This is a genomic window from Rheinheimera oceanensis (genome assembly GCF_018831085.1).
In the GTDB taxonomy this organism is placed as follows: Bacteria; Pseudomonadota; Gammaproteobacteria; order Enterobacterales; family Alteromonadaceae; genus Alishewanella; species Alishewanella oceanensis.
This window is the reverse complement of sequence record NZ_JAGPNM010000001.1, coordinates 412,538-433,558: the sequence shown is the minus strand read 5'-3', so window position 1 is coordinate 433,558 and position 21,021 is coordinate 412,538. Positions and strand designations below refer to the sequence as shown.

The window sequence follows — 21,021 nt, the reverse complement described above, 5'->3', positions numbered from 1 at the left end:
GTATAAAGTTAAAAGTGATTCGGTTTGTCCTGCGCCATGCTGGCGAGGATTTTTAAATAGCTGTCGTAGCGTTCCTGACTGATGTCTCCGGTTTCTACAGCATGCTGAATAGCACAACCAGGATCGGAAATATGCTTACAGTCACGGAATTTACAGCGCCCAAGCCAGGGCGTAAATTCAGTAAAGCCACGGGTAACTTCTTCTGCTGTTAAGTGCCATAGTGCAAATTCACGAATACCGGGTGAGTCAATTAAATCGCCGCCATCAGGCAAATGATACAGGCGGGACACGGTAGTGGTGTGCTGGCCCAGGCCTGAGTTTGCCGATACTTCTTGTGTTAACGCTTCAAGACCTGGCATTAAGTGGTTCATTAACGACGACTTACCCACACCAGACTGGCCGACAAAAATACTGGTACCGCTGTGCAGGTAACTGAGCAATTGCGTCATACCCACACCGCTTTTAGCGCTGACCAGCAAAAAGTTATACCCCAGCTTTTGGTACAATGCCAGTTGCTGCTCCGTGGCAATAAACTCATCAGTGCTGAGCAAATCGGCTTTGTTAATCACCAGCAGTGGTTTAATACCGGTGATCTCTGCAGCTACAAGGTAGCGGTCAATAATATTCAGCGACAACGCAGGCAAAATAGCAGAGACGATAATCATTAAATCAATATTGGCGGCTACCGGTTTTAAGCCATCGTAAAAATCTGGCCGCAGCAGCACAGAACTGCGCTCTTCTACCGCATCTATTACGCCATCAATACCACCGGTTGGCTGCAAAGCGCGGCGCCATACTACGCGATCACCGGTAACCAAAGAGGCAACAGAGCGGCGCATATTGCAACGCACCACGGTACCGCTGCTATCTTCAACATCAGCATGCTGGCCAAACCGGCTGAGTATCAGGCCGGTTTCTGATACGGCAAAGCTGCTGTCATCAACAGCTTCGACACCTTTATTTTTGGGTGCACGCAGCCGTTTGCTGGCATTATCGGCAATACGTTGCTGCTGGCGCTGGGTAAGATGTTTTTTCTTTGTCACTGCTGCTTTTATCGCTCTGATGTAAAGGATGCTATTACTGCTAAGCTTAGGGCGTGTATGATACCTGCAATCTGTTAATGAACAAAGCAGCAACGAGTGTAAGGGTTTTTGATGAGTGTAAATGACAATAATCTGATTTGGCTTGATTTGGAAATGACCGGCCTGGAGCCAAAAACCGATGTAATTCTGGAAATGGCCACTATTGTGACCGACAGCCAATTGAATATTCTGGCCGAGGGGCCGGTATTTGCCATTAAACAACCGGATACTGTGCTGGATAATATGAGCGCCTGGTGTGTTGAGCAACACGGTAAAAGCGGTTTAACGGCGCGTTGCCGGGCCAGTACTACTACGCTGGCAGATGCTGAACAACAAACCATCGCGTTTTTACGCCAGTATGTGGCGGTAGGTAAATCGCCAATGTGTGGCAACAGTATAGGGCAGGACCGGCGTTTTCTGGCTGAGTATGCGCCAACTCTGGAAGCGTTTTTCCACTACCGTAATCTTGATGTCAGTACAGTAAAAGAGCTGGCCCGGCGCTGGCATCCGGACGTGCTGAAAAAAGTACAAAAAGCCGGCAGCCATCTGGCACTGGACGATATTCGTGAGTCAATTGCTGAATTAGTAACCTATCGCGAGCATTTTTTCAAATTACCGCAATAAAGTGCTTGCATAAGCTAACTGATTTTGTAAAATGCGCGCCATCACGACGTAATAACGTTAGTTGATGCGAGTATAGCTCAGCTGGTAGAGCGCGACCTTGCCAAGGTCGAGGTCACGAGTTCGAACCTCGTTACTCGCTCCAAATTCGATGAAAAACCGCACCTTGCGCAAGCACAGTGCGGTTTTTTGTTTTCTGAGATATAGTTAGTGCTTGTTTAGCTTAACACCTGTCTGCTATGCCTGAATCACCCTGTGTGCGTAACTGTTGCCTGGATCAGCATGATTGTTGTCTGGGGTGTGGCCGGTTATTAAGCGAAATTATAGAGTGGCACAATGCAGATGGTATGCGGCGCGGCGCGATTCTGGATCTGGCTGCTAAGCGTCTGACTCAGCGCCAACAGTTATATGTACTCAGGCATCCCGCGGCAGACCCTTCTGAATAATCCTGACTAAACGCTCGGTGCTGCGCGGTAAGATAGACTCTGCCTGCCAGCCTTTACGTTTTTGCTGTGCTAACGCCCAGTGGATATGCTCTGCGACCAATTCACTGGCGTTATCAAGTTTGGCATTTAACGCCCGTACAATGTCTGCCTGATAAGGTGCATTACCCAGTGCTACGGCAATATTACGTTGCCAGCGCTCATAGCCAATGCGGCGGATCGCACTGCCTTCTGTGTTGCTTAAAAACTCATATTCCTGCCAGGCAAATAAACTGAGCAGGCTTTGACTTTGCCACTGAGGCCTGCGCTGAAAGTCACCTTCAATACTAAGCGGTGCTGTGCGGTTTTCCGGACAAACTAGCTGGCAATCATCACAACCATAAATCCGGTTGCCCAGTAACGGCCTGAATTCTTCCGGAATTGCGCCTTTAAGTTCGATGGTCAGATACGAAATGCAGCGGCGGGCATCTACCACATAGGGTTCAACGATGGCGCCGGTGGGGCAACTGGTAATACAGGCTACACAACTACCACAATTGCCATCATGCGGTGTATCTACCGGTAATGGCAAATTGACCAGCAGTTCACCTAAAAAAAACCAGGATCCTGCTTCCTGGTTTAGCAATAAGCTGTGTTTTCCTACCCAGCCCAGCCCGGCCTGTTGTGCCAGCGGCCGCTCTAAAATGGGGGCTGAATCGGTAAATGGCCGGTAGCCCAGTTCTGCTACCTGCTGATTAATACGCTCGCCCAGTTGCTTTAGCCGGTTGCGGATCAGCTTATGGTAGTCCCGCCCCAGAGCATAGCGGCTGATGTAAGCCTGAGTAGGGTCAGCCAGGTTGGTGGCAAAGCCGGCGCCTTTGGGTAAATAGTTCATCCGTACACTTAATACCCGCAATGTACCGGGTACCAGTTCTGCCGGCCTTGCCCGTAACATGCCGTGGCTGGCCATATAATCCATTTCGCCGTGATAGCCGGCATCCAGCCACTTTTGTAGCTGCCGTTCTGCATCCGGTAAAGAAACGCCTGTTATTCCCAGCTGTGCAAAGCCCAGTTCCTGTGCCCAGCGTTTAATCTGTAATGCCAGTGCGGCATAATCTGTTGTCATGCAAAAAACCGGTTAAAAAACACAGTGTAATTTAGCATAAACTGCCCTGTGGCGCCTAGTTGGACGGGAACTTGCTGCCAGCAAAGCATGTCAGAGTCGCGACAAGCGGTTTTGCTGGCTCAGCAAGCAATTAATTTGTTAACATGGTGCGGTTTTTGTACGACAACAGAGAAAATGCCGGTGCAGCAATTTGAAAGTGTGTTAAAGGATGAACAAGCGACATTAGCGTTAGCGTCACGGGTGGCTTTACTCGTGTCGGGCGGGCAAACAATATTTCTGCGGGGGGAACTGGGGGCGGGTAAAACCACTTTCAGCCGCGGCCTGCTTAATGCTCTTGGCCATAAGGGCACGGTAAAAAGCCCAACTTATACTCTGGTTGAACCATACCAACTGGAAAGCTTAACGGTGTATCATTTTGACCTATACCGTTTGCGTGATGCTGAAGAGCTTGAGTTTATGGGCATTCGGGATTACTTTCGCAACGACAGTTTATGCCTGATTGAATGGCCACAACAAGGCATGGGTTATTTACCTGTGGCGGATCTGGACATACACTTATTATTCGAACAAGAGCAGCGGCGGGTAAGGATAAGCGCTAATACCTCAGCCGGAGCCAAAATGCTGAATGCACTAAATAATGAAAACGAATAATTACAATAAGTTATGCGGTTTATTGCTGTTGCTGCTGGCGTTGTTCAGTATGGGTAGCATGGCGGCGAATCAGGTGCAGGGGGTAAGGATTTGGCCATCGCCGGATAATACCCGCGTGGTATTTGATTTATCTGCTGCACCGGATCATAAATATTTCACACTGGACAATCCACACCGGTTGGTGATTGACCTGAGTAACATTAAAGGTGGCAGCAGTTTACCGGCAGTGTCGGGGGAGTCGCCGTTAATTAAAGCTATCCGCAGCAGTGGCGATGCTAACCGTATGCGTATCGTGCTGGATTTAGCCAAATCAACCAAAGCCAATGTGTTTGCTTTGTCACCTACAGCGCCTTATGGCCACCGCCTGGTGGTGGATTTACCGGACGAACAACCTGTACAAAATACCCCTCCACCGGCAATCCGCGCGGCACGTGATATTGTTATTGCTATAGATGCAGGTCATGGTGGTGAAGATCCGGGTTCAATAGGCCCGAGTGGTTTTTATGAGAAAAATATTACTTTACCTGTAGCCAGACAACTGGCGCAGTTAATTGACCGCCAGCCCGGCATGAAAGCCATGATGGTGCGTACCAACGATTACTATATTCATGTTAACCGCCGTACTGAAATCGCCCGTGGCCAGCAGGCTGATTTGCTGGTGTCTATTCATGCTGATGCTTTCACCACACCACAACCGCGTGGTGCTTCTGTGTGGGTGTTATCTTTACGTCGCGCTACAACAGAAGTCGGGCGTATGCTGGAGCAGACTGAACGGCACTCTGAGTTGTTGGGGGGGGTAGCAGAAATTATTAAAGACTCAGCTAATGAGCGCTATCTGGCTCAAACCGTGCTGGATTTATCAATGAACCACTCGATGGTAACCGCTTATCAGGTGGCCGGTGAAGTGCTGCAAGAGCTGGGGAAAGTAGCGCATTTACATAAGAAAGAGCCGCAGGCGGCCAGTTTTGGTGTACTTAAAGCGCCGGATATTCCGTCTATTTTGGTAGAGATCGGGTTTATTTCTAATCCGCAAGATGAAAAGCTTATGCGCTCGTCTGCACATCAGGCTAAATTGGCGCAATCGCTGTTTACTGCGCTCAAACGTCATTTTGAAAAATCACCGCCAGCTGACTCTTTATTTGCCCAGCAACGCGCCCGTGAGCACCGCGTTAGTGCCGGTGAATCTTTATCGTTGCTGGCTCAGCGCTACAATGTGTCTGTTGATGAATTACGCAATCTTAATCAGCTTACCACTGACAGTATCCGCGTTGGCCAGACACTGCGGATCCCATAACTATGCCTATTCGTATTTTACCGCCGCAGCTAGCTAACCAGATTGCGGCGGGTGAAGTTGTTGAACGCCCTGCATCTGTAGTGAAAGAACTGGTAGAAAACAGCCTGGATGCCGGTGCCGACCAGATAGAAATAGATATTGAAAAAGGTGGCAGCAAGCTTATCCGGGTGCGTGACAACGGCAGCGGCATTGCAGAGCAAGAACTGGTACTGGCGTTAAGCCGGCATGCTACCAGCAAAATTACTGATTTGAATGATTTGGAAGCTATTACCAGCCTGGGATTTCGTGGTGAAGCCTTGGCCAGTATCAGTTCAGTGTCCAGGCTGACATTAACCTCAAAAACCGCTGAACAAAGTGCAGCCTGGCAGGCCAGTGCCGCCGGGCGTGATATGCAGGTAGAAGTGCAGCCTGCGGCGCACCCGGTGGGGACCAGCATTGAAGTGCTTGACCTTTTTTTTAATACCCCGGCACGGCGTAAGTTTTTGCGCACGGATAAAACAGAATTCAGTCATATTGATGAGCTGATAAAACGGCTGGCATTAAGCCGTTATGATGTCAGTTGGCAGCTGAGCCACAATGGCCAGATAGTGCGCAGGTTAAAGGCGGCGAAAACTGAAGAGCAACGTCAAAAGCGGGTAGCGGCACTTTGTGGCCGGGTGTTTGCCGAAAACGCGGCTTTTATTCAGAATCAGTATGGTGACGTACGAGTATGGGGCTGGATAGTGCAGCCGCAAGCTTGTAGCAGCCAGTCGCAATGCCAGTACAGCTATGTTAATGGCCGGATGATGCGCGATAAGCTGTTAAACCATGCTATCCGTCAGGCCTATGGCGATCTGCTTACCGCTGAGCAACAGCCTGCCTTTGTCATATACCTGGAGCTTGACCCGCGTCAGGTTGATGTGAATGTACACCCGGCCAAGCATGAAGTAAGGTTTCATCAGGCCAGGCTGATACACGATTTTGTGGTATCGGCACTGGGTGATGCGTTAAGCCAGCTAACTGCAGCACCGTTAACCGAAGACAGAGTTAACCGGGTGCAGGAAGCCGCAGCTTATAACTGCCAGCCAGATGGTGGCAACCGGCAGGTTTCCGGCAGGCCATCAGGCAGTTACGGAGGTTATTCAGCCCGCCAGCCCGGTGCTGCAGCCGTGAAACGCGAGCTATCGTACTGGCAGCATAGTCACACAGCAGCAGATGTACAGGCAGAAACACCGGCACAACCGCCATCCGGGGGGGCTGCCTTAAGCCCGCCTGAGCCCAGCCAACAAACCGATGCGCTGTTGATTGTACGTAACCGGTATATGCTGAAACAATATGCAGGCGATGTACTATTGATTGATCTTGTACCTACGTTGTCGGCATACTTTAATGCCAATGGTTCACCAGCTGTGCCGTTATTGTTGCCACTGCGTATCAGTGTCAATGCGGTACAGCTACGTAAACTAACCCAACTGGCTGACAGTTTTAGCCGGGCAGGTTTTGATATGCTGCTTACTGACAATACGGTGATAGTGCGGGCAGTACCGGACTGGTTACGCCAAACTGTATTGGGGCATTGGTTGCCGTTATGGTTTGAGCAACTGGTACAGCAGAACAGCGATGATGTGCCGGAAACCCTGTTGTTAATGTTGCTCAATGCTGAAGGGGTAGCTGCTGCTACGGTGTTAAGGTCAGTGCCGCAAGTGCTGTTGCTGTCTGAGTATTGGGTCAGTGCGCCTTTGCAACTTGATACCACGCTGAGTTTGTTAACAAGGCAACAACCATGAGCCAGATAAAGCGCGATGTAATTTTTCTGATGGGGCCAACCGCATCAGGTAAAACAGCGTTGGCAACAGAACTCTACCAACAGTTACCAGCAGAGCTTATCAGTGTTGACAGTGCCCTGGTGTACCGTGGCATGGATATAGGCACTGCCAAACCTACAGCACAGGAACTGGCCGTAACGCCGCATCACCTGATCGATATTCGGGACCCGGCACAAAGTTATTCTGCGGCAGACTTCCGTACAGATGCGTTGCGTTTAATTGCCGAAATTCAACATCGTGGTAACATCCCTATTCTCGTTGGTGGTACTATGTTGTACTTCAAAGCCTTGCTCGAGGGGATTTCGCCGCTACCAGAGGCCAACGAGGCAGTACGGCAACAGTTGGAGCAGGAAGCCGCAGTAAAAGGCTGGGCCGGTTTACACGACGAGTTAGCACAGATAGATCCTGTATCTGCACAACGTATACACCCAAATGATCCGCAGCGTATTAACAGGGCATTGGAGGTATACCGGCTGACCGGCCGCAGTTTAACCGATTTAACTGCAGAAAAAGGGGAACCTTTTGCTTATCCGGCACACCAATTTGCGATAGCGCCGGAGGATCGGGCGGTATTGCACCAGCGTATTGCGCTAAGGTTTGAGCAGATGCTGGCTGCTGGTTTTGAACAGGAAGTTGCGGCACTTAAAACCCGGCCGGATTTACACCTGGATTTGCCCTCTATGCGCTGCGTAGGTTACCGGCAAATGTGGGATTATCTGTCTGGTAATAGTAGCTATCAGCAAATGCGTGAACGCGGTATAGCCGCAACCCGGCAGCTGGCAAAACGACAGTTAACCTGGTTGCGTGGCTGGCCTGAGCTGACATGGCTGGAAAGTGATGCGCCGGTGTCAGAAAACTTGCAAGCCGTTTTATCTTCGCTAAGCTAAATAAGATATAGAAAAAGACGTTTTAACAACTTGAAATAAAAAAAATAATACCAATATAAGTCGGACTAATTAAAAAAGGAAAGCGGCACATGGCAAAGGGCCAATCTTTACAAGACCCATTTTTAAACACCTTGAGACGGGAGCGTATTCCGGTATCAATTTATCTGGTGAATGGCATTAAACTTCAGGGTCAGATCGAATCTTTCGATCAGTTCGTTATTCTGCTGAAAAACACTGTAAGTCAGATGGTATATAAGCATGCCATTTCAACTGTGGTACCGGCCCGCGCGGTTAATACCATGGTAACTCACAGTAATGGCCAGGGTGATGACGAAGAGGACGTGGAATAATTTCAGGGGTTAGTCGCTTGTCTGATATTAGCGTGATACCGGAACAAGCGATCCTTGTCCATGTAAACTTTTCGCAGCAGCATGTCAGTGAGGATTTAACCGAACTGAAATTGTTGGTGGCTTCCGCCGGTGTGCAAACATTGCAGGTTGTAACTGCAAGCAGAAGTGTGCCTGATGCTAAGTTTTTTGTTGGTTCAGGTAAGGCCGGCGAAATAGCTGCACTGGTGGAAGAAACCGGCGCTGATGTGGTTATTTTTAATCATGCGCTGAGCCCGGCACAAACACGAAACTTGGAGCGTTTGTGTCTGACCAGAGTTATTGATCGTACCACTTTGATCCTGGATATTTTTGCTCAGCGCGCCCGCACCTTCGAAGGTAAGTTGCAGGTCGAGTTGGCACAGTTGCAGCATTTAGCCTCAAGGCTGGTGCGGGGCTGGGACAGCCTTGATCGGCAAAAAGGCGGTATAGGCCTGCGCGGCCCTGGTGAAACTCAACTGGAAACTGACCGGCGTTTACTGCGGGAGCGTGTAAAAGCGTTGCAAGCCCGATTAGCAAAGCTGACAAAGCAACGTGAACAGGGGCGCCGGGCACGGCAACGTTCAGAAGTGCCGGTAGTGTCTGTCGTTGGTTATACTAATGCCGGTAAGTCGACGTTATTTAATCGTATTACCAAAGCCGATGTGTATGCGGCTGACCAGCTGTTTGCCACCCTTGACCCCACTTTACGTAAACTGAAATTAAAAGGCGTTGGCGAGATTATTCTGGCTGACACTGTCGGTTTTATCCGACATTTGCCACATGATCTGGTGGCTGCTTTTAAATCGACATTGCAGGAAACACGTGACGCTGATTTGCAGTTACATGTGGTAGATCTGTCTGATCCGCGCAAAGATGACAATATGCAACAGGTAGAACTGGTGCTGCAGGAAATTGAAGCAGATCAGTTACCACAGTTAGTGGTGTATAACAAAATTGACCTGTTACAACAATTACCACGTATTGAATACAACGAATATAAGCAACCGGTAGCTGTCTATTTGTCAGCTGTGAGTGGTGCCGGGGTAGATTTGCTGGCGCAGGCAATAAGTCAGTTGTTGTCAGAGCGCTATCTGGAGATAGCACTGCAGTTGCCTCCGGATCAAATGCACTGGCGGGCCAGATTTCACCAGCAACATAGTATTGAGCAAGAACAGTTTGATGCTGATGGCAATTGTCAGCTGCAACTGCGGTTAAGTGAGTCGGTCTGGAACCGTTGTCTTAAGCAGTCGCATGGACAATTAGAAAACTATGTCGTCAGTAAGCCGGTTATTTGATACATTAACCCTTATTTTGCAACTTAGAATGGAGTAAACCATGGCTTGGAATGAGCCGGGCAATAACGGCAAGAATAACGATCCCTGGAAACAGGGTGGTCGTGATCAGGGCCCGCCCGATTTAGATGAAGTATTTCGCAACTTTGGCAAAAAGTTAGGAGGCATCTTCGGCGGTGGCAAGTCAACTGGCGGTAGCAGCGGCGGTGGAGCTTCTGCTGCGTTGGTACTGATACTGATTGTCGCTGCGTTGGTATGGGCCTTCAGTGGTTTTTATACCATTAAAGAATCTGAGCGCGGTGTTGTGCTGCGTTTCGGCCAGTATCATGATGAAGTTGGCCCCGGTATTCACTGGAAGCCTACCTTTATTGACAACGTGCTGCCGGTTGATGTGACCAGCGTACGTACTTTGCGCAGCGATGGTTTTATGCTGACGCAGGATCAGAACTTAGTACGGGTTACATTTGAAATTCAGTATCGTGTATTTAACGCCCGTTTATATAAGTTTTCAGTGGTAGATGCTGACAGCAGTTTACATCAGGCAACTGATGCAGCACTGCGTTATGTTATCGGCCACTCGATCATGGACGATGTGTTAACCCGCGGCCGTGAAGTGGTAAGGCAGAATACCCGTCAGGAGCTGGAAAGTATCATTCAGCCTTACAACATGGGTATAGCGCTGGTTGATGTAAACTTCCGCGATGCCCGGCCACCGGAAGAAGTACGTGATGCTTTTGATGATGCGATTAAAGCACAGGAAGATCAGGAGCGCTTTGTTCAGGAAGCTCAGGCATATGCGCGTGAAATTGAGCCGCGTGCCCGTGGCCAGGTTAACCGTGTAATGCAGGAAGCCGATGCTTACAAGCAGCAAATTGTATTAAAAGCGCAAGGTGAAGTTGCACGCTTTGAAAAGCTGTTACCAGAATATCTGGCTGCGCCTAAGGTAACCCGCGATCGTATGTATATTGAAACAATGGAGCAGGTATACAGCAGTACATCTAAAGTGCTTCTGGATGTTAAGAATGGTAATAATATTATGTATTTACCTCTTGATAAGATGATTAATCAAGGCGCCGGGAGTTCAACACCGTCAGGCAGCTTGCCGTTGATCCCATCGCGTAGCAGCACTGACAGCAGTAGCAGTTCTAACCGGACTGACAGTTCGCGCAGCACAACAACACGCAGCGGCGGCCGGGGGTAAGATATGAAAAACTTTACTATAGCCATTATCGTCATTATTGGGTTTATCTTTGTATCTGCCCTGTTTGTAGTGCCTGAAGGCCAACGCGCCATTGTGATTCAGTTTGGTAAAATTCAGCGTGATGCTGAGCAAAACGTCGTAGTGTATGAACCAGGCTTACATTTTAAGCTGCCGTTTATTGAAACTGTGCGTAAGTTAGATGCACGGGTGCAAACGTTAGATGATGCACAGGATCGTTTTGTAACGGCTGAGAAAAAAGACTTGCTGGTAGACAGCTATGTCAAATGGCGTATTAATGACTTTGGTGCCTATTTTCTGGCAACAGGCGGCAATATCGCGCAAGCAGAGGTGTTGTTAAAACAATATATCAACAACGGCTTACGCACCGAGTTTGGTACCCGTACCATTCAGGAAATTGTATCAGGTGAGCGTGCAGAGTTGATGCAGGGCGCTTTGCAACAAGCTGGCGCTGCGTCAAGAGAGCTCGGAATTGAAGTTGTTGACGTGCGGGTAAAGCAAATTAACCTGCCGCAGGAAGTCAGCAGCTCTATTTTCGCCCGGATGGAAGCCGAGCGTCATGCTGTGGCGCGTGAGCATCGTTCACGTGGTATGGAAGAAGCCGAGATCATACGGGCTGATGTTGATGCACGGGTTACTGTTATGGTTGCCGATGCAGAGCGTAACTCGCGTACCGTGCGCGGTGAAGGTGATGCACTGGCCGCCAATGTTTATGCAGAAGCCTATAACAAAAATGCCGAGTTCTTTTCATTTGTTCGCAGTATGGAAGCCTACCGCAAAAGCTTTAGCAGTAAAGATGATGTGTTGGTGGTACAACCGGATAATGAATTCTTTAAATATATGCAATCAGATAAAGTACAAAACTGATTATGTTGTATAAAAAAAGGCCCGTTCAGGGCCTTTTTTGTCTCTGACAGGGTCATAGGGGGAGTTATGTACCAACAGTTTTATCAGCGGTTTTTGCAGGCGAATCAGGGCAAGCAGCATTTTGCCTGTCATTCGCATCACTACTGGCCAGATGTGACCCGCGAGGCCATGCTAGCGTATTGGGATGACACCGCCAGGCTGGTAGATGATAAATGGCGCTATATTTTCGCTGAGAAAGTGCCGCAAACTCAGCAACTCATTGCCGATATATTGCAATTACCCCAGGCTGAACAAATTGTATTTGCGCCTAATACTCATGAACTGGTGATGCGTTTGCTGAGTTGTTTTGATTTACGCCAACCACTGAGAATTTTAACCACCGACAGCGAGTTTCATAGTTTTTCGCGTCAGGTAAAGCGTTTGGCTGAATATGACAATGTGCAACTTGATATTATTTCAACAGAGCCTTTTGCCAGCTTTGCACAACGCTTTAGTGACGCTGCGGCAGCAAATAACTATCAGCTGATTTTCTGCAGCCAGGTGTTTTTCAATTCTGGTTTTGCTATTGCCGACCTGACCGGCTTCGTGCAGCAACTGGCTGCCGACAGCGATGCGATGATCGTGATCGATGGTTATCATGGTTTTATGGCATTACCGACAGACTTATCGGCCATCGCTGAACGTATTTTCTACTTGGCAGGCAGTTATAAGTATGCACAGGGCGGTGAGGGCTGCTGTTTTATGACAGTGCCGCTGGGAAGCTCTGCGCGGCCGTTATATACCGGCTGGTTTGCTGAGTTTGGCACTTTGGCAGGCGAGAAGTCTGCCACGGTACTGTACAGTGAAGATGGTTATCGTTTTGCCGGCTCAACAATGGACTTCTCTGCGTTGTACCGGCTTAATGCCGTGCTGCGTTTGTTTAAACAGCAGGGTATAAGTGTTGGGCGTATTCATCAGTATGTACAGCAGTTACAGCAGGCGTTTTTAGCCAAACTAGCAGAGTTAAAGCATGCTAAGTTAAATGTACAAACACTGCTGCAACATGATTTGGCACACCACGGCCACTTTTTAACTTTCCGCCTGGGCAGTGCAGCTGAAGTGGCTGAACTGGCCGCACAGTTAAAACGCGCGGGTATAGAAACCGACTATCGCGCAGATCGTTTACGGTTTGGTTTTGCCTTATACCATAACAGTGCGCAATATGATTTAACTTGCCTAACCCGCGAACATACTTAACTGACTGAATAAAAACCAATAATTAAGCCGCCGAGAAAAAAGCGGCTTTTTTTCACCCAGACGGCTGAAACTTGGTTGCCAATTTGGTAGAATCCCCGCCTAATTTTTCCCATGATGTAGGAACCATGGCCAAAAACGTCGTAGTGCTCGGCACCCAATGGGGTGACGAAGGTAAAGGTAAAATCGTCGATTTATTAACAGATAAAGCAAGCTTCGTGGTGCGCTATCAGGGCGGCCATAATGCAGGCCACACTTTGGTTATCGACGGTGAGAAAACCGTATTACATTTAATTCCGTCAGGTATTTTACGTGCCAACGTGAAATGCGTTATTGGTAATGGTGTAGTGCTGTCCCCTGAAGCGTTCTTAAAGGAAATGACCATGCTGGAGCAGCGTGGTGTACCGGTAAAAGAGCGCTTACTGTTAAGTGAAGCCTGTCCGCTGATCCTGCCGTTCCATGTTGAACTGGATAAAGCGCGTGAACTGGCTCGCGGCGACAAGCCTATCGGCACTACCGGCCGGGGTATTGGCCCGGCATACGAAGACAAAGTTGCCCGCCGTGGCTTACGTGTAGGGGATTTGTTTAACCCGACGCAGTTTGCTGAAAAGCTGAAAACGCTGATGGATCTGCATAATTTCACCCTTACGCAGTACTATAAAGTGCCCGCGGTGGATTATCAGACTACGCTGGACAATGCGCTGGCTATTGCAGACATTTTAAAACCATTGGTAGTAGATGTTACTGATTTGCTGGACAAAGCGCGTAAAGCCGGCCAGGAAATTATGTTTGAAGGGGCTCAGGGCACACTACTGGATATTGATCACGGTACCTACCCTTATGTTACCTCGTCTAATACCACCGCCGGTGGTGTAGCAACCGGTGCTGGTTTTGGGCCGCGTTATTTGGATTATGTACTGGGTATTGTTAAAGCTTATACCACCCGTGTTGGCTCAGGCCCGTTCCCGACAGAGCTAGGCTGTGCAGTAGGCGAGCATTTAGGTGTAAAAGGCCATGAGTTTGGTGCGACTACCGGCCGTAAACGTCGCTGTGGCTGGTTTGATGCCGTAGCCGTTAAGCGTGCAGTGCAATTAAACAGTATCTCTGGTTTTTGCTTAACCAAGCTGGATGTATTAGATGGCCTGGAGACAATACACATCTGTACCGGATACAAAGATGCGGCAGGTAATGTGACTGACGTTCCACCTATGGCTGCAGAAGGCTTTGAACTGGTAACACCGGTATATGAAGAAATGCCAGGCTGGAGTGAAAGCACCTTTGGTGTGCAGCAACTTGAAGACTTACCGCAGGCAGCGCGTAACTATATCAGCCGTTTAGAGCAACTGACCGGCGTGCCTGTTGATATAGTGTCTACCGGCCCTGATCGTGTTCAGACTATTGTGCTGCGCCATCCTTTTGCCTGAGGCATCTGTTTGTTAAGCTGTGCCGTATAAAAAAACGCTGCCACCTGGCAGTGTTTTTGTTTATGCTGATATTAAGCAAAACAGGGAGTTACGGTTATGCGTATTTTTACATTATTAGCAGCGTTATTATTACTTACAGCTTGTGGCGGCGGTGGCAGCACGGATACAGGCAGCACAGGGCAAACCAGCATTTGCCAGCGCACTGATATTAACTCTCAGGTGTTTTGTGCTTTGCAGCGGGATTATCTGTGGTACCGTGATTTGCCTGCGTCAATTAACCCCGACAGTTACAGCTCTCCTAATCAATTATTGCAGGCAGTAGCTGCGCCACAGGACCGCTACAGTTTTATTCTTACCCGGCAGGAATATGAGGATCGCTATATCAACGCGACCTTTTTCGGCTACGGTTTCTCCAGTGTCAGAGCGGATAATAATACAGCACTGCAAATTGCCTATGTATATGATGATGGTTCAGCGGCGCAAAATGGTCTGCGCCGCGGTGATAAAATAATTGCAATTGAGGGCGTCAGCGTTGCACAGTGGTTAAGCTGGCTTGATGCAGGCACGGCGACCAATGAGGATATTTATGGCCCGAACGAAACGGGTGTAATACGTAACTTTGTCTGGCGTAAACCTGATACTTCTGAGCAGGCCGCAGATTTTATTAAAAAGGAAGTGACAACCAATACAGTGTTGCACCGCTCGGTAGTGGTACAAGGCAGTAAGCGTATTGGTTATCTGGTGTTTAATACTTTTATCGAATTATCAGAGACAGAACTGGAAGAAGCCTTTGCCTATTTTGTGACGCAAGGGGTTAATGAGTTAGTGCTGGATGTACGTTACAACGGTGGCGGTCTGATCCGGGTGGCAAACCAGCTAAGTACACAGATTGCACGAAACTTTGTTCAGGGCGAAGTATTCGTAAAATATCAGTTTAATGACAAAAATACGGCAAAAAATAATACCACCCTGTTTGCGCTGGGGGCTGGCAGAACGGCTCTGAATCTGCCCAGAGTATTTATACTGACAACCCAAAGCAGCTGCTCATCCAGCGAACTGGTGATTAATTCTCTGACGCCTTTTGTTGATGTGGTACAGATAGGCAGTGCAACTTGTGGTAAGCCAGTAGGGCAGCAACCGGATATTATTGGCAACTATGTGTTGTTTGCTATTAACTTTCAAACGGTAAACGCGCTGGATCAAGGCGGTTACTTTGACGGTTTACAGCCTAACTGCCCAGTTGCTGACAGTATTACCGGCGATTGGGGCGTTGTTACTGACCCTTTGTATGCAGAGGCAGTTAATTATATTGCCAGTGGCAGTTGTAGTGATACCGCAGTAAGCAGTGCAACTGTACGTGCTGAGCAGGCAAAACCTAAGCTGGCAGCCCCCTGGGTATTAAATAATGAGCAATAAAAGGCGTGAAGTTTGCTTAAAAAAAGCAGGTTGAGGCCGATAAAGCCTAAGATAACAATTTTCAGGCGCATATTATGATTAAAACACTAAGGCTGGTGCTGGCTGTTCTGCTACTGCAAACGCCGTTAACACAGGCGCAGGAACTTGAAGCCGTACAGTTATATTCGCAGGATGAACTGTTGGCATTGATACGTACCAACAGCCATCTTAAGCGCGTGCGGGCTGACGACTGTCAGCTGGTGCGTGATATCGAAGCCAGGGCCGATATTATGCAACTGCCGGCTTACCAGTTTTTATATGGTGATATGCTGGCCTATGCGGTTTGTGTGCCTCGTAATGTAGAACGTGGCTGGGACCTGATGCTGCAGGCTGCAGGCCAGGGGTTACCAGAAGGGCTGGAACAGGTAGGCCGTTATTATCATATTGGCCGCTTTGTGCAGCCCGATATAGATAAAGCTATTATTTATCTGCGTGAAGCCTCGGCACTGGGTAATTTAAAAGCACAGTTACGTTTAGCGCAGATATTAGTTGATGGCCATGGCAGCCCGGTAGATTTTGAGCAAAGCTACCGCTGGCTGCATAATGCAGTAACGGCAGATGCCGCTACACATAAACAAGTACAACAGTTGCTTGGCAAGTTAAGCCAAAAAATGCCCGCAAGGGTAGTGGCGAATGCCAAACGGCCGGTAAAATGAAGTTCATACTCATAATACGGTTTAGCTGTTACACTTAGCATAATTTAGGAAACAAAAGATAACTTAATGACGGTAAATGATCCGCATCTTGCGCGTGAGCAGGAAAAATATGACAACCCTATCCCCAGCCGTGAATTTATTCTCGAGCATATCGAAAAACGCCAGAGCCCTGCTTATTTTGAAGAGTTAGTTGCCGAGCTGGGCTTAACCGATGACGACGCTGTTTTCGCACTGAAAAAACGCCTGCGTGCCATGGAGCGCGACGGCCAGTTAATTTATACCAAAAACCGCCGCTATGGCCTGGTCGATAATATGGACCTGGTTAAAGGCACGGTGTTGGGCCACCGCGAAGGTTTCGGCTTTTTAAAGCTGGAGCAGGGCGGGCCGGACTGGTTTATTCCCAATTTTGAAATGCAGCGCTTGCTGCACGGCGATATTGTGCTGGCTACTGCACAAAGTATAAACAGTAAAGACAAAATAGAAGCCCGTGTGGTACGGGTGTTGGAGCCGCGCAGTGAGCCGATAGTTGGGCGCTACTACAAAGATTTCGCTTTAGGTGTGGTAGTGCCGGATGATCCGCGTATAACGCAGGATATTGTCATTCCCGATGGTGAACAGGGCGCTGCCCGGCATGGTCAGGTGGTGTTGGTAGAGATAACACAGCGGCCATCAAAACGGGTTAATGCTGTGGGCAAAGTAACCGAAGTGCTGGGCGAACATATGGCGCCGGGTATGGAAATTGAAATTGCCATTCGTAATCATGGTATTCCGCATGTGTTTTCTGATGCGGTATTAAAGCAAGTAGCACAATACGGCGAAGACGTACCGGCAGCGGCCAAACAAGGCCGGGTTGATTTAACTAAATTAGGCTTGATCACCATTGATGGTGAGGATGCGCGCGATTTTGACGATGCTGTTTACGCCGAAGTTAAAGACAACGGCGGATGGCGTTTATGGGTAGCTATTGCCGATGTTAGTAGCTATGTGCTGCCGGATACCGCACTGGACAAAAGTGCGCTGGAACGCGGCAACTCGGTGTATTTCCCTGATCACGTAGTGCCAATGCTGCCAGAGGCGTTATCTAACGGCCTGTGCTCGCTTAACCCGCATACCGATCGCTTATGTTTAGTGGCCGATATGCATATTAGTGCCAACGGTAAACTTGACAGTTACCAGTTTTATGAAGCGGTAATGCATTCCAGCGCCCGCTTAACTTATAACAAAGTTCATAAAATACTGCAGGGCGACCCGGAGTTACGCCAGCAATATGCTGCTAACCTGACTAACATTGAAACCCTGAACAGCCTGTATAAAAAGTTGGCCAAAGTACGCGGCCAACGTGGCGCTATTGAATTTGAAACAGTAGAAACCCGCTTTGTGTTTAACAGCCACCGTAAAATTGAACAAATTGTGCCGGTGCACCGAGTTGAGTCGCATAAGATTATTGAAGAGTGCATGATTATGGCCAATGTGGCCGCCGCACGCTTTATTGAAAAGCACGAGGCCCATACGCTGTTTCGCGTACACGAGCGTCCGGATGGCGATCGCTTCGATAATTTCCGCCGCTTTTTAGCCGAGCTGGGTATAGAGGCTAACTTATCGGCTGAGCCAACGCCGCTGGAGTTAACGCAAACACTGGAGAAAATCGGCGACAGGCCGGATCGTGAGCTGATAGAAACCACTATGCTGCGCTCAATGAAGCAGGCGGTGTATCAGGGCGATAATCAGGGCCACTTTGGTTTAGCGCTGGAAGCTTATGCCCATTTTACTTCACCCATCCGTCGTTATCCGGATTTAGTGCTGCACCGTGGTATTAAAGCCTTACTGGCAAAGCAAGGCCAGAAAGTTACCGGTGCCCGTGGATACACCGAAGCGGAAATTACCCCACTGGGCGAGCAGTGCTCGATGACCGAGCGCCGCGCGGATGATGCCACCCGCGAAGTAGCCGACTGGCTAAAATGCGAATATATGCAGGATCATTTAGGTGCAGAGTTTGACGGTGTTGTATCTACCGTGACCAGCTTTGGCCTGTTTGTGCGCTTAACCGAGCTGTATATCGAAGGCCTGGTGCATGTTACGTCTTTGCAAAACGACTATTACCACTTTGACGCTGAGCGCCATACGTTAAGTGGGGAGCATGGCAAAGTAACTTACCGCATGGGCGATTTACTAAAAGTAAAAGTGGCCGCCGTTAACCTTGAAGCGCGTAAAATTGATTTAGTGCTGGTAGGTGAGCCTAAGCGTGTGGTGAACAAGGCTGATATTAAAGCCTCTAAGCAGGCAGCTGCAGACAAGGGCGCAAAACGCGGTTCAGCTAAAGCCGCAAAAGCTCCGGCTAAAACGGAAGCGAAGCCAAAAGGCGCACGCAATATTACCGCACGCAAAAAGCCACGGCGTAAAGCGAAGTAATAAGGTAAACTGCCGGCCTTTTTTAAGTGTCGGCATTAAGGGTTAACAATGAACGCAGATCTGGTGTTTGGTATTCATGCGGTTGGGGCTTTACTACAGCGCGCACCGCAGGATGTGCTGGAAATGTTCGTGATGAAAGATCGCGACGACAAGCGTATGCAGCCGTTAATTCAGCAAGCACGGCAAAACGGTGTGTCGGTGCAGTTTTGTAACCGCAAAACTCTGGACGATATGGTTGGTGGCCAGCATCAGGGTATTATTGCCAAAGCCCGGCTGCAAAGCAGCGGCAGTGAAACGGATTTAGCCGCCATTGTTGCACAGCAGGACAAGCCGTTTATTCTGATCCTCGATGGTGTAACCGACCCGCATAACTTAGGTGCTATTTTACGCAGTGCGGATGCCGCGGGTGTGCATGCTGTCGTCGCGCCAAAAGATCGCTCTGTTAAGCTCACTTCAGTGGTGCGTAAAGTTGCCTGTGGTGCAGCAGAGAGTGTGCCTTTTATTACCGTAACCAACTTGGCCCGTACCCTGCGTGAATTGCAGGACGCCGGTGTTTGGATAGTCGGTACCGCCGGTGAAACTGAAACCCTGGTGTACAACGCCGATTTAAAAGGCCCGCTGGCGCTGGTGTTGGGTGCAGAAGGAGAAGGCCTGCGCCGTTTAACCCGTGAAACCTGCGACAGCCTGGTAAAAATTCCGATGTTTGGTACTGTGTCCAGCCTTAACGTATCGGTTGCCGCCGGAATCTGCTTGTTTGAAGCGGTGCGTCAACGTAGTTAGTTAATTACAGCAAGGAAGGTGAATTCCGCTGTGCTCGCCACAGCAACTCGCCCTAATGCCTGCGGCAGGGCTCAGACACTCTGTGGCTGCGCAATCGGAACACACCTTCCTGGCTTCGCCGGTGAACTACCCATGTTAGGTTGCAAACCGGTTAGCGCAGCCACAAACCATTTTCGCGTAAGCGAAGGCGGGTAACAAATTCGTCAGGAACGAATTTGGTCAGTGTAGCTGGCCCGCCAGATTGAGGGCAGGATTGCCCGAAATTCCATTGTGGCGAGCATAAGCGGAATTGCAACCGGGCCGCTATCACTCACTTTTACCTGCTATGTCTATTTAATCGAACCACTTTGCAGCTTTCTGCTTGTTATTTGCCCGCTGAGTCCGTAAAATACGCGACCTTCGGCCATACACTAACGTTCCTTGCCTCCATGAGAACCCCGGCCGAGTTCCCCCGAGGCTTACTAACCGTAAGGAGCTACAATGCGTCATTACGAAATCGTTTTTATGGTTCACCCTGATCAGAGTGAACAAGTACCTGGCATGATTGAGCGTTACACTGGCGCAATCAAAGAAGCGGGTGGTTCTATTCACCGTCTGGAAGACTGGGGCCGTCGTCAACTGGCTTACCCAATCCAGAAGTTGCATAAAGCTCACTATGTTCTGATGAACGTAGAAGCACCACAAACTGTGATTGATGAGCTGGAAACTAACTTCCGCTACAACGACGCGGTATTACGTAACCTGATTATGCGCACTGACAGTGCCGTAGTTGAGCCATCACCAATGGCAAAGGTACGTGATGAACGTCGTGAGCGTGCTCCTCGCGAACATGAAGAGCAAGTAGCAAACGAAGAGTAAGTTGTTGTTAATGGACAATAGCACCGTACTGGTTGGCAGTATCTGCCGTCAACCGGAGCACAGCGAAAGTCCTGCGGGCATACCGCATACGGTTTTGGTGTTAGAACACCGAAGTTTGCAGACAGAAGCCGGTTTAAACCGCCAGGCTTATGTCCGGATACAGGTTGTACTGACCGGAGCCGCACTAACACAACATACCCGACAGTTAACGTTGGGCAACATGGTAAAGGTGACAGGTTTTTTAAACCGCCACCAAAGCCGCAGCGGACAAGCTAAGCTGGTGCTGCATGCGCAACAAATTGAATATATAAGTTAGGAGACAGGCAAATGTCACGTTTTTTCCGTCGCCGTAAATTCTGCCGTTTTTCTGCAGAAGGCACTGTAGAGATTGATTATAAAGATACCGTTGTTCTGAAAAACTATGTTACAGAAAGCGGTAAGATCGTACCTAGCCGTATTACTGGTACCAGCGCTAAGTATCAGCGTCAACTGGCTCGTGCTATCAAGCGCGCACGCTACCTGGCTCTGCTGCCTTACAGCGACTCACACAGTTAATACAGAAGGGGTATAAG

The 21,021-nt window shown here is 49.0% G+C and carries 21 protein-coding genes and 1 tRNA gene; 20 read left to right on the top strand and 2 right to left on the bottom strand.

What is annotated here, in order from left to right:
* Positions 1-8 precede the first annotated feature (8 nt).
* A complete protein-coding gene (gene rsgA, locus J3B89_RS02030; RefSeq protein WP_215395839.1) occupies positions 9-1,043 on the bottom strand; it encodes a small ribosomal subunit biogenesis GTPase RsgA in 1,035 nt (344 codons plus the stop codon).
* Between the two features lie 111 nt (positions 1,044-1,154).
* Here rsgA and orn point away from each other — a divergent pair, with 111 nt between their 5' ends.
* The 3 genes from orn (at position 1,155) to J3B89_RS02015 (ending at position 2,149) form a co-directional block, all read left to right on the top strand.
* Positions 1,155-1,706, top strand: coding sequence for an oligoribonuclease (gene orn, locus J3B89_RS02025; protein ID WP_215395838.1), 552 nt, complete (start codon positions 1,155-1,157; stop codon positions 1,704-1,706).
* Between the two features lie 66 nt (positions 1,707-1,772).
* Positions 1,773-1,848 (top strand) — tRNA-Gly (locus J3B89_RS02020).
* Positions 1,849-1,942: 94 nt separating this feature from the next.
* On the top strand, positions 1,943-2,149 hold the full coding sequence (locus J3B89_RS02015; protein WP_215395837.1) for a DUF1289 domain-containing protein: 207 nt from the start codon (positions 1,943-1,945) through the stop codon (positions 2,147-2,149).
* Here J3B89_RS02015 and queG read toward each other — a convergent pair.
* Positions 2,118-3,251 carry a tRNA epoxyqueuosine(34) reductase QueG gene (gene queG / locus J3B89_RS02010; protein ID WP_215395836.1) on the bottom strand — a complete coding sequence of 378 codons (1,134 nt, stop codon included), beginning with the start codon at positions 3,249-3,251 and terminating at the stop codon, positions 2,118-2,120. The genes J3B89_RS02015 and queG overlap by 32 nt on opposite strands.
* 87 nt (positions 3,252-3,338) lie before the next feature.
* Between queG and tsaE the strand changes: the two genes are divergently transcribed.
* From tsaE to rpsR, 17 genes are all read left to right on the top strand, one after another.
* Entirely contained in the window at positions 3,339-3,902 is a 564-nt protein-coding gene (gene tsaE / locus J3B89_RS02005) for a tRNA (adenosine(37)-N6)-threonylcarbamoyltransferase complex ATPase subunit type 1 TsaE (protein WP_352165856.1), read from the top strand.
* Positions 3,889-5,196, top strand: a complete 1,308-nt coding sequence (locus J3B89_RS02000) for an N-acetylmuramoyl-L-alanine amidase (RefSeq protein WP_215395835.1) — start codon at positions 3,889-3,891, stop codon at positions 5,194-5,196. Before tsaE ends, J3B89_RS02000 begins: the two co-directional genes overlap by 14 nt.
* A 2-nt stretch (positions 5,197-5,198) precedes the next feature.
* Complete coding sequence (gene mutL, locus J3B89_RS01995) at positions 5,199-6,962, top strand: DNA mismatch repair endonuclease MutL (RefSeq protein WP_215395834.1); 1,764 nt, start codon at positions 5,199-5,201, stop codon at positions 6,960-6,962.
* Positions 6,959-7,888, top strand: a complete 930-nt coding sequence (miaA, locus tag J3B89_RS01990; protein ID WP_251372162.1) for a tRNA (adenosine(37)-N6)-dimethylallyltransferase MiaA — start codon at positions 6,959-6,961, stop codon at positions 7,886-7,888. Before mutL ends, miaA begins: the two co-directional genes overlap by 4 nt.
* An 89-nt stretch (positions 7,889-7,977) precedes the next feature.
* On the top strand, positions 7,978-8,238 hold the full coding sequence (gene hfq / locus J3B89_RS01985) for an RNA chaperone Hfq (RefSeq protein WP_068228488.1): 261 nt from the start codon (positions 7,978-7,980) through the stop codon (positions 8,236-8,238).
* A gap of 17 nt (positions 8,239-8,255) precedes the next feature.
* The gene (gene hflX / locus J3B89_RS01980) at positions 8,256-9,551 is read left to right on the top strand and encodes a ribosome rescue GTPase HflX (RefSeq protein ID WP_215395833.1); all 1,296 of its coding nucleotides are present in this window, start codon (positions 8,256-8,258) and stop codon (positions 9,549-9,551) included.
* Between the two features lie 40 nt (positions 9,552-9,591).
* A complete protein-coding gene (gene hflK / locus J3B89_RS01975) occupies positions 9,592-10,749 on the top strand; it encodes an FtsH protease activity modulator HflK (protein ID WP_215395832.1) in 1,158 nt (385 codons plus the stop codon).
* 3 nt (positions 10,750-10,752) lie between these two features.
* Positions 10,753-11,634 carry a protease modulator HflC gene (gene hflC, locus J3B89_RS01970; RefSeq protein ID WP_215395831.1) on the top strand — a complete coding sequence of 294 codons (882 nt, stop codon included), beginning with the start codon at positions 10,753-10,755 and terminating at the stop codon, positions 11,632-11,634.
* 66 nt (positions 11,635-11,700) lie between these two features.
* Complete coding sequence (locus J3B89_RS01965) at positions 11,701-12,870, top strand: aminotransferase class V-fold PLP-dependent enzyme (RefSeq protein ID WP_215395830.1); 1,170 nt, start codon at positions 11,701-11,703, stop codon at positions 12,868-12,870.
* Between the two features lie 125 nt (positions 12,871-12,995).
* A complete protein-coding gene (locus J3B89_RS01960) occupies positions 12,996-14,291 on the top strand; it encodes an adenylosuccinate synthase (RefSeq protein WP_215395829.1) in 1,296 nt (431 codons plus the stop codon).
* A gap of 96 nt (positions 14,292-14,387) precedes the next feature.
* The gene (locus tag J3B89_RS01955; RefSeq protein ID WP_215395828.1) at positions 14,388-15,707 is read left to right on the top strand and encodes a S41 family peptidase; all 1,320 of its coding nucleotides are present in this window, start codon (positions 14,388-14,390) and stop codon (positions 15,705-15,707) included.
* A 74-nt stretch (positions 15,708-15,781) separates the two neighbouring features.
* The gene (locus J3B89_RS01950) at positions 15,782-16,402 is read left to right on the top strand and encodes a tetratricopeptide repeat protein (protein ID WP_215395827.1); all 621 of its coding nucleotides are present in this window, start codon (positions 15,782-15,784) and stop codon (positions 16,400-16,402) included.
* Positions 16,403-16,468: 66 nt separating this feature from the next.
* Positions 16,469-18,811 (top strand): ribonuclease R, encoded by a 2,343-nt coding sequence (gene rnr, locus J3B89_RS01945; protein WP_215395826.1) that lies wholly within the window; start codon positions 16,469-16,471, stop codon positions 18,809-18,811.
* A 48-nt stretch (positions 18,812-18,859) separates the two neighbouring features.
* Positions 18,860-19,591: a 23S rRNA (guanosine(2251)-2'-O)-methyltransferase RlmB gene (gene rlmB / locus J3B89_RS01940; RefSeq protein ID WP_215395825.1), complete on the top strand. Its 732-nt coding sequence runs from the start codon at positions 18,860-18,862 to the stop codon at positions 19,589-19,591.
* A gap of 480 nt (positions 19,592-20,071) precedes the next feature.
* Positions 20,072-20,449 carry a 30S ribosomal protein S6 gene (gene rpsF, locus J3B89_RS01935; protein ID WP_027672333.1) on the top strand — a complete coding sequence of 126 codons (378 nt, stop codon included), beginning with the start codon at positions 20,072-20,074 and terminating at the stop codon, positions 20,447-20,449.
* 10 nt (positions 20,450-20,459) lie between these two features.
* A complete protein-coding gene (priB, locus tag J3B89_RS01930) occupies positions 20,460-20,765 on the top strand; it encodes a primosomal replication protein N (protein ID WP_215395824.1) in 306 nt (101 codons plus the stop codon).
* A gap of 11 nt (positions 20,766-20,776) precedes the next feature.
* Positions 20,777-21,004, top strand: a complete 228-nt coding sequence (gene rpsR / locus J3B89_RS01925; protein ID WP_068228526.1) for a 30S ribosomal protein S18 — start codon at positions 20,777-20,779, stop codon at positions 21,002-21,004.
* Positions 21,005-21,021: the final 17 nt, after the last annotated feature.

What these genes read in the sequence shown, in the direction of transcription:
- miaA (WP_251372162.1), top strand. Translation starts at nt 6,959, where the DNA reads ATGAGCCAGATAAAGCGCGATGTAATTTTTCTGATGGGGCCAACCGCA.
- J3B89_RS02015 (WP_215395837.1), top strand. Translation starts at nt 1,943, where the DNA reads ATGCCTGAATCACCCTGTGTGCGTAACTGTTGCCTGGATCAGCATGAT.
- orn (WP_215395838.1), top strand. Translation starts at nt 1,155, where the DNA reads ATGAGTGTAAATGACAATAATCTGATTTGGCTTGATTTGGAAATGACC.
- hfq (WP_068228488.1), top strand. Translation starts at nt 7,978, where the DNA reads ATGGCAAAGGGCCAATCTTTACAAGACCCATTTTTAAACACCTTGAGA.
- rlmB (WP_215395825.1), top strand. Translation starts at nt 18,860, where the DNA reads ATGAACGCAGATCTGGTGTTTGGTATTCATGCGGTTGGGGCTTTACTA.
- J3B89_RS01950 (WP_215395827.1), top strand. Translation starts at nt 15,782, where the DNA reads ATGATTAAAACACTAAGGCTGGTGCTGGCTGTTCTGCTACTGCAAACG.
- mutL (WP_215395834.1), top strand. Translation starts at nt 5,199, where the DNA reads ATGCCTATTCGTATTTTACCGCCGCAGCTAGCTAACCAGATTGCGGCG.
- hflC (WP_215395831.1), top strand. Translation starts at nt 10,753, where the DNA reads ATGAAAAACTTTACTATAGCCATTATCGTCATTATTGGGTTTATCTTT.
- rpsF (WP_027672333.1), top strand. Translation starts at nt 20,072, where the DNA reads ATGCGTCATTACGAAATCGTTTTTATGGTTCACCCTGATCAGAGTGAA.
- queG (WP_215395836.1), bottom strand. Translation starts at nt 3,251, where the DNA reads ATGACAACAGATTATGCCGCACTGGCATTACAGATTAAACGCTGGGCA.
- rnr (WP_215395826.1), top strand. Translation starts at nt 16,469, where the DNA reads ATGACGGTAAATGATCCGCATCTTGCGCGTGAGCAGGAAAAATATGAC.
- priB (WP_215395824.1), top strand. Translation starts at nt 20,460, where the DNA reads ATGGACAATAGCACCGTACTGGTTGGCAGTATCTGCCGTCAACCGGAG.
- rpsR (WP_068228526.1), top strand. Translation starts at nt 20,777, where the DNA reads ATGTCACGTTTTTTCCGTCGCCGTAAATTCTGCCGTTTTTCTGCAGAA.
- J3B89_RS01965 (WP_215395830.1), top strand. Translation starts at nt 11,701, where the DNA reads ATGTACCAACAGTTTTATCAGCGGTTTTTGCAGGCGAATCAGGGCAAG.
- J3B89_RS01955 (WP_215395828.1), top strand. Translation starts at nt 14,388, where the DNA reads ATGCGTATTTTTACATTATTAGCAGCGTTATTATTACTTACAGCTTGT.
- hflK (WP_215395832.1), top strand. Translation starts at nt 9,592, where the DNA reads ATGGCTTGGAATGAGCCGGGCAATAACGGCAAGAATAACGATCCCTGG.
- J3B89_RS01960 (WP_215395829.1), top strand. Translation starts at nt 12,996, where the DNA reads ATGGCCAAAAACGTCGTAGTGCTCGGCACCCAATGGGGTGACGAAGGT.
- tsaE (WP_352165856.1), top strand. Translation starts at nt 3,339, where the DNA reads ATGTCAGAGTCGCGACAAGCGGTTTTGCTGGCTCAGCAAGCAATTAAT.
- J3B89_RS02000 (WP_215395835.1), top strand. Translation starts at nt 3,889, where the DNA reads ATGAAAACGAATAATTACAATAAGTTATGCGGTTTATTGCTGTTGCTG.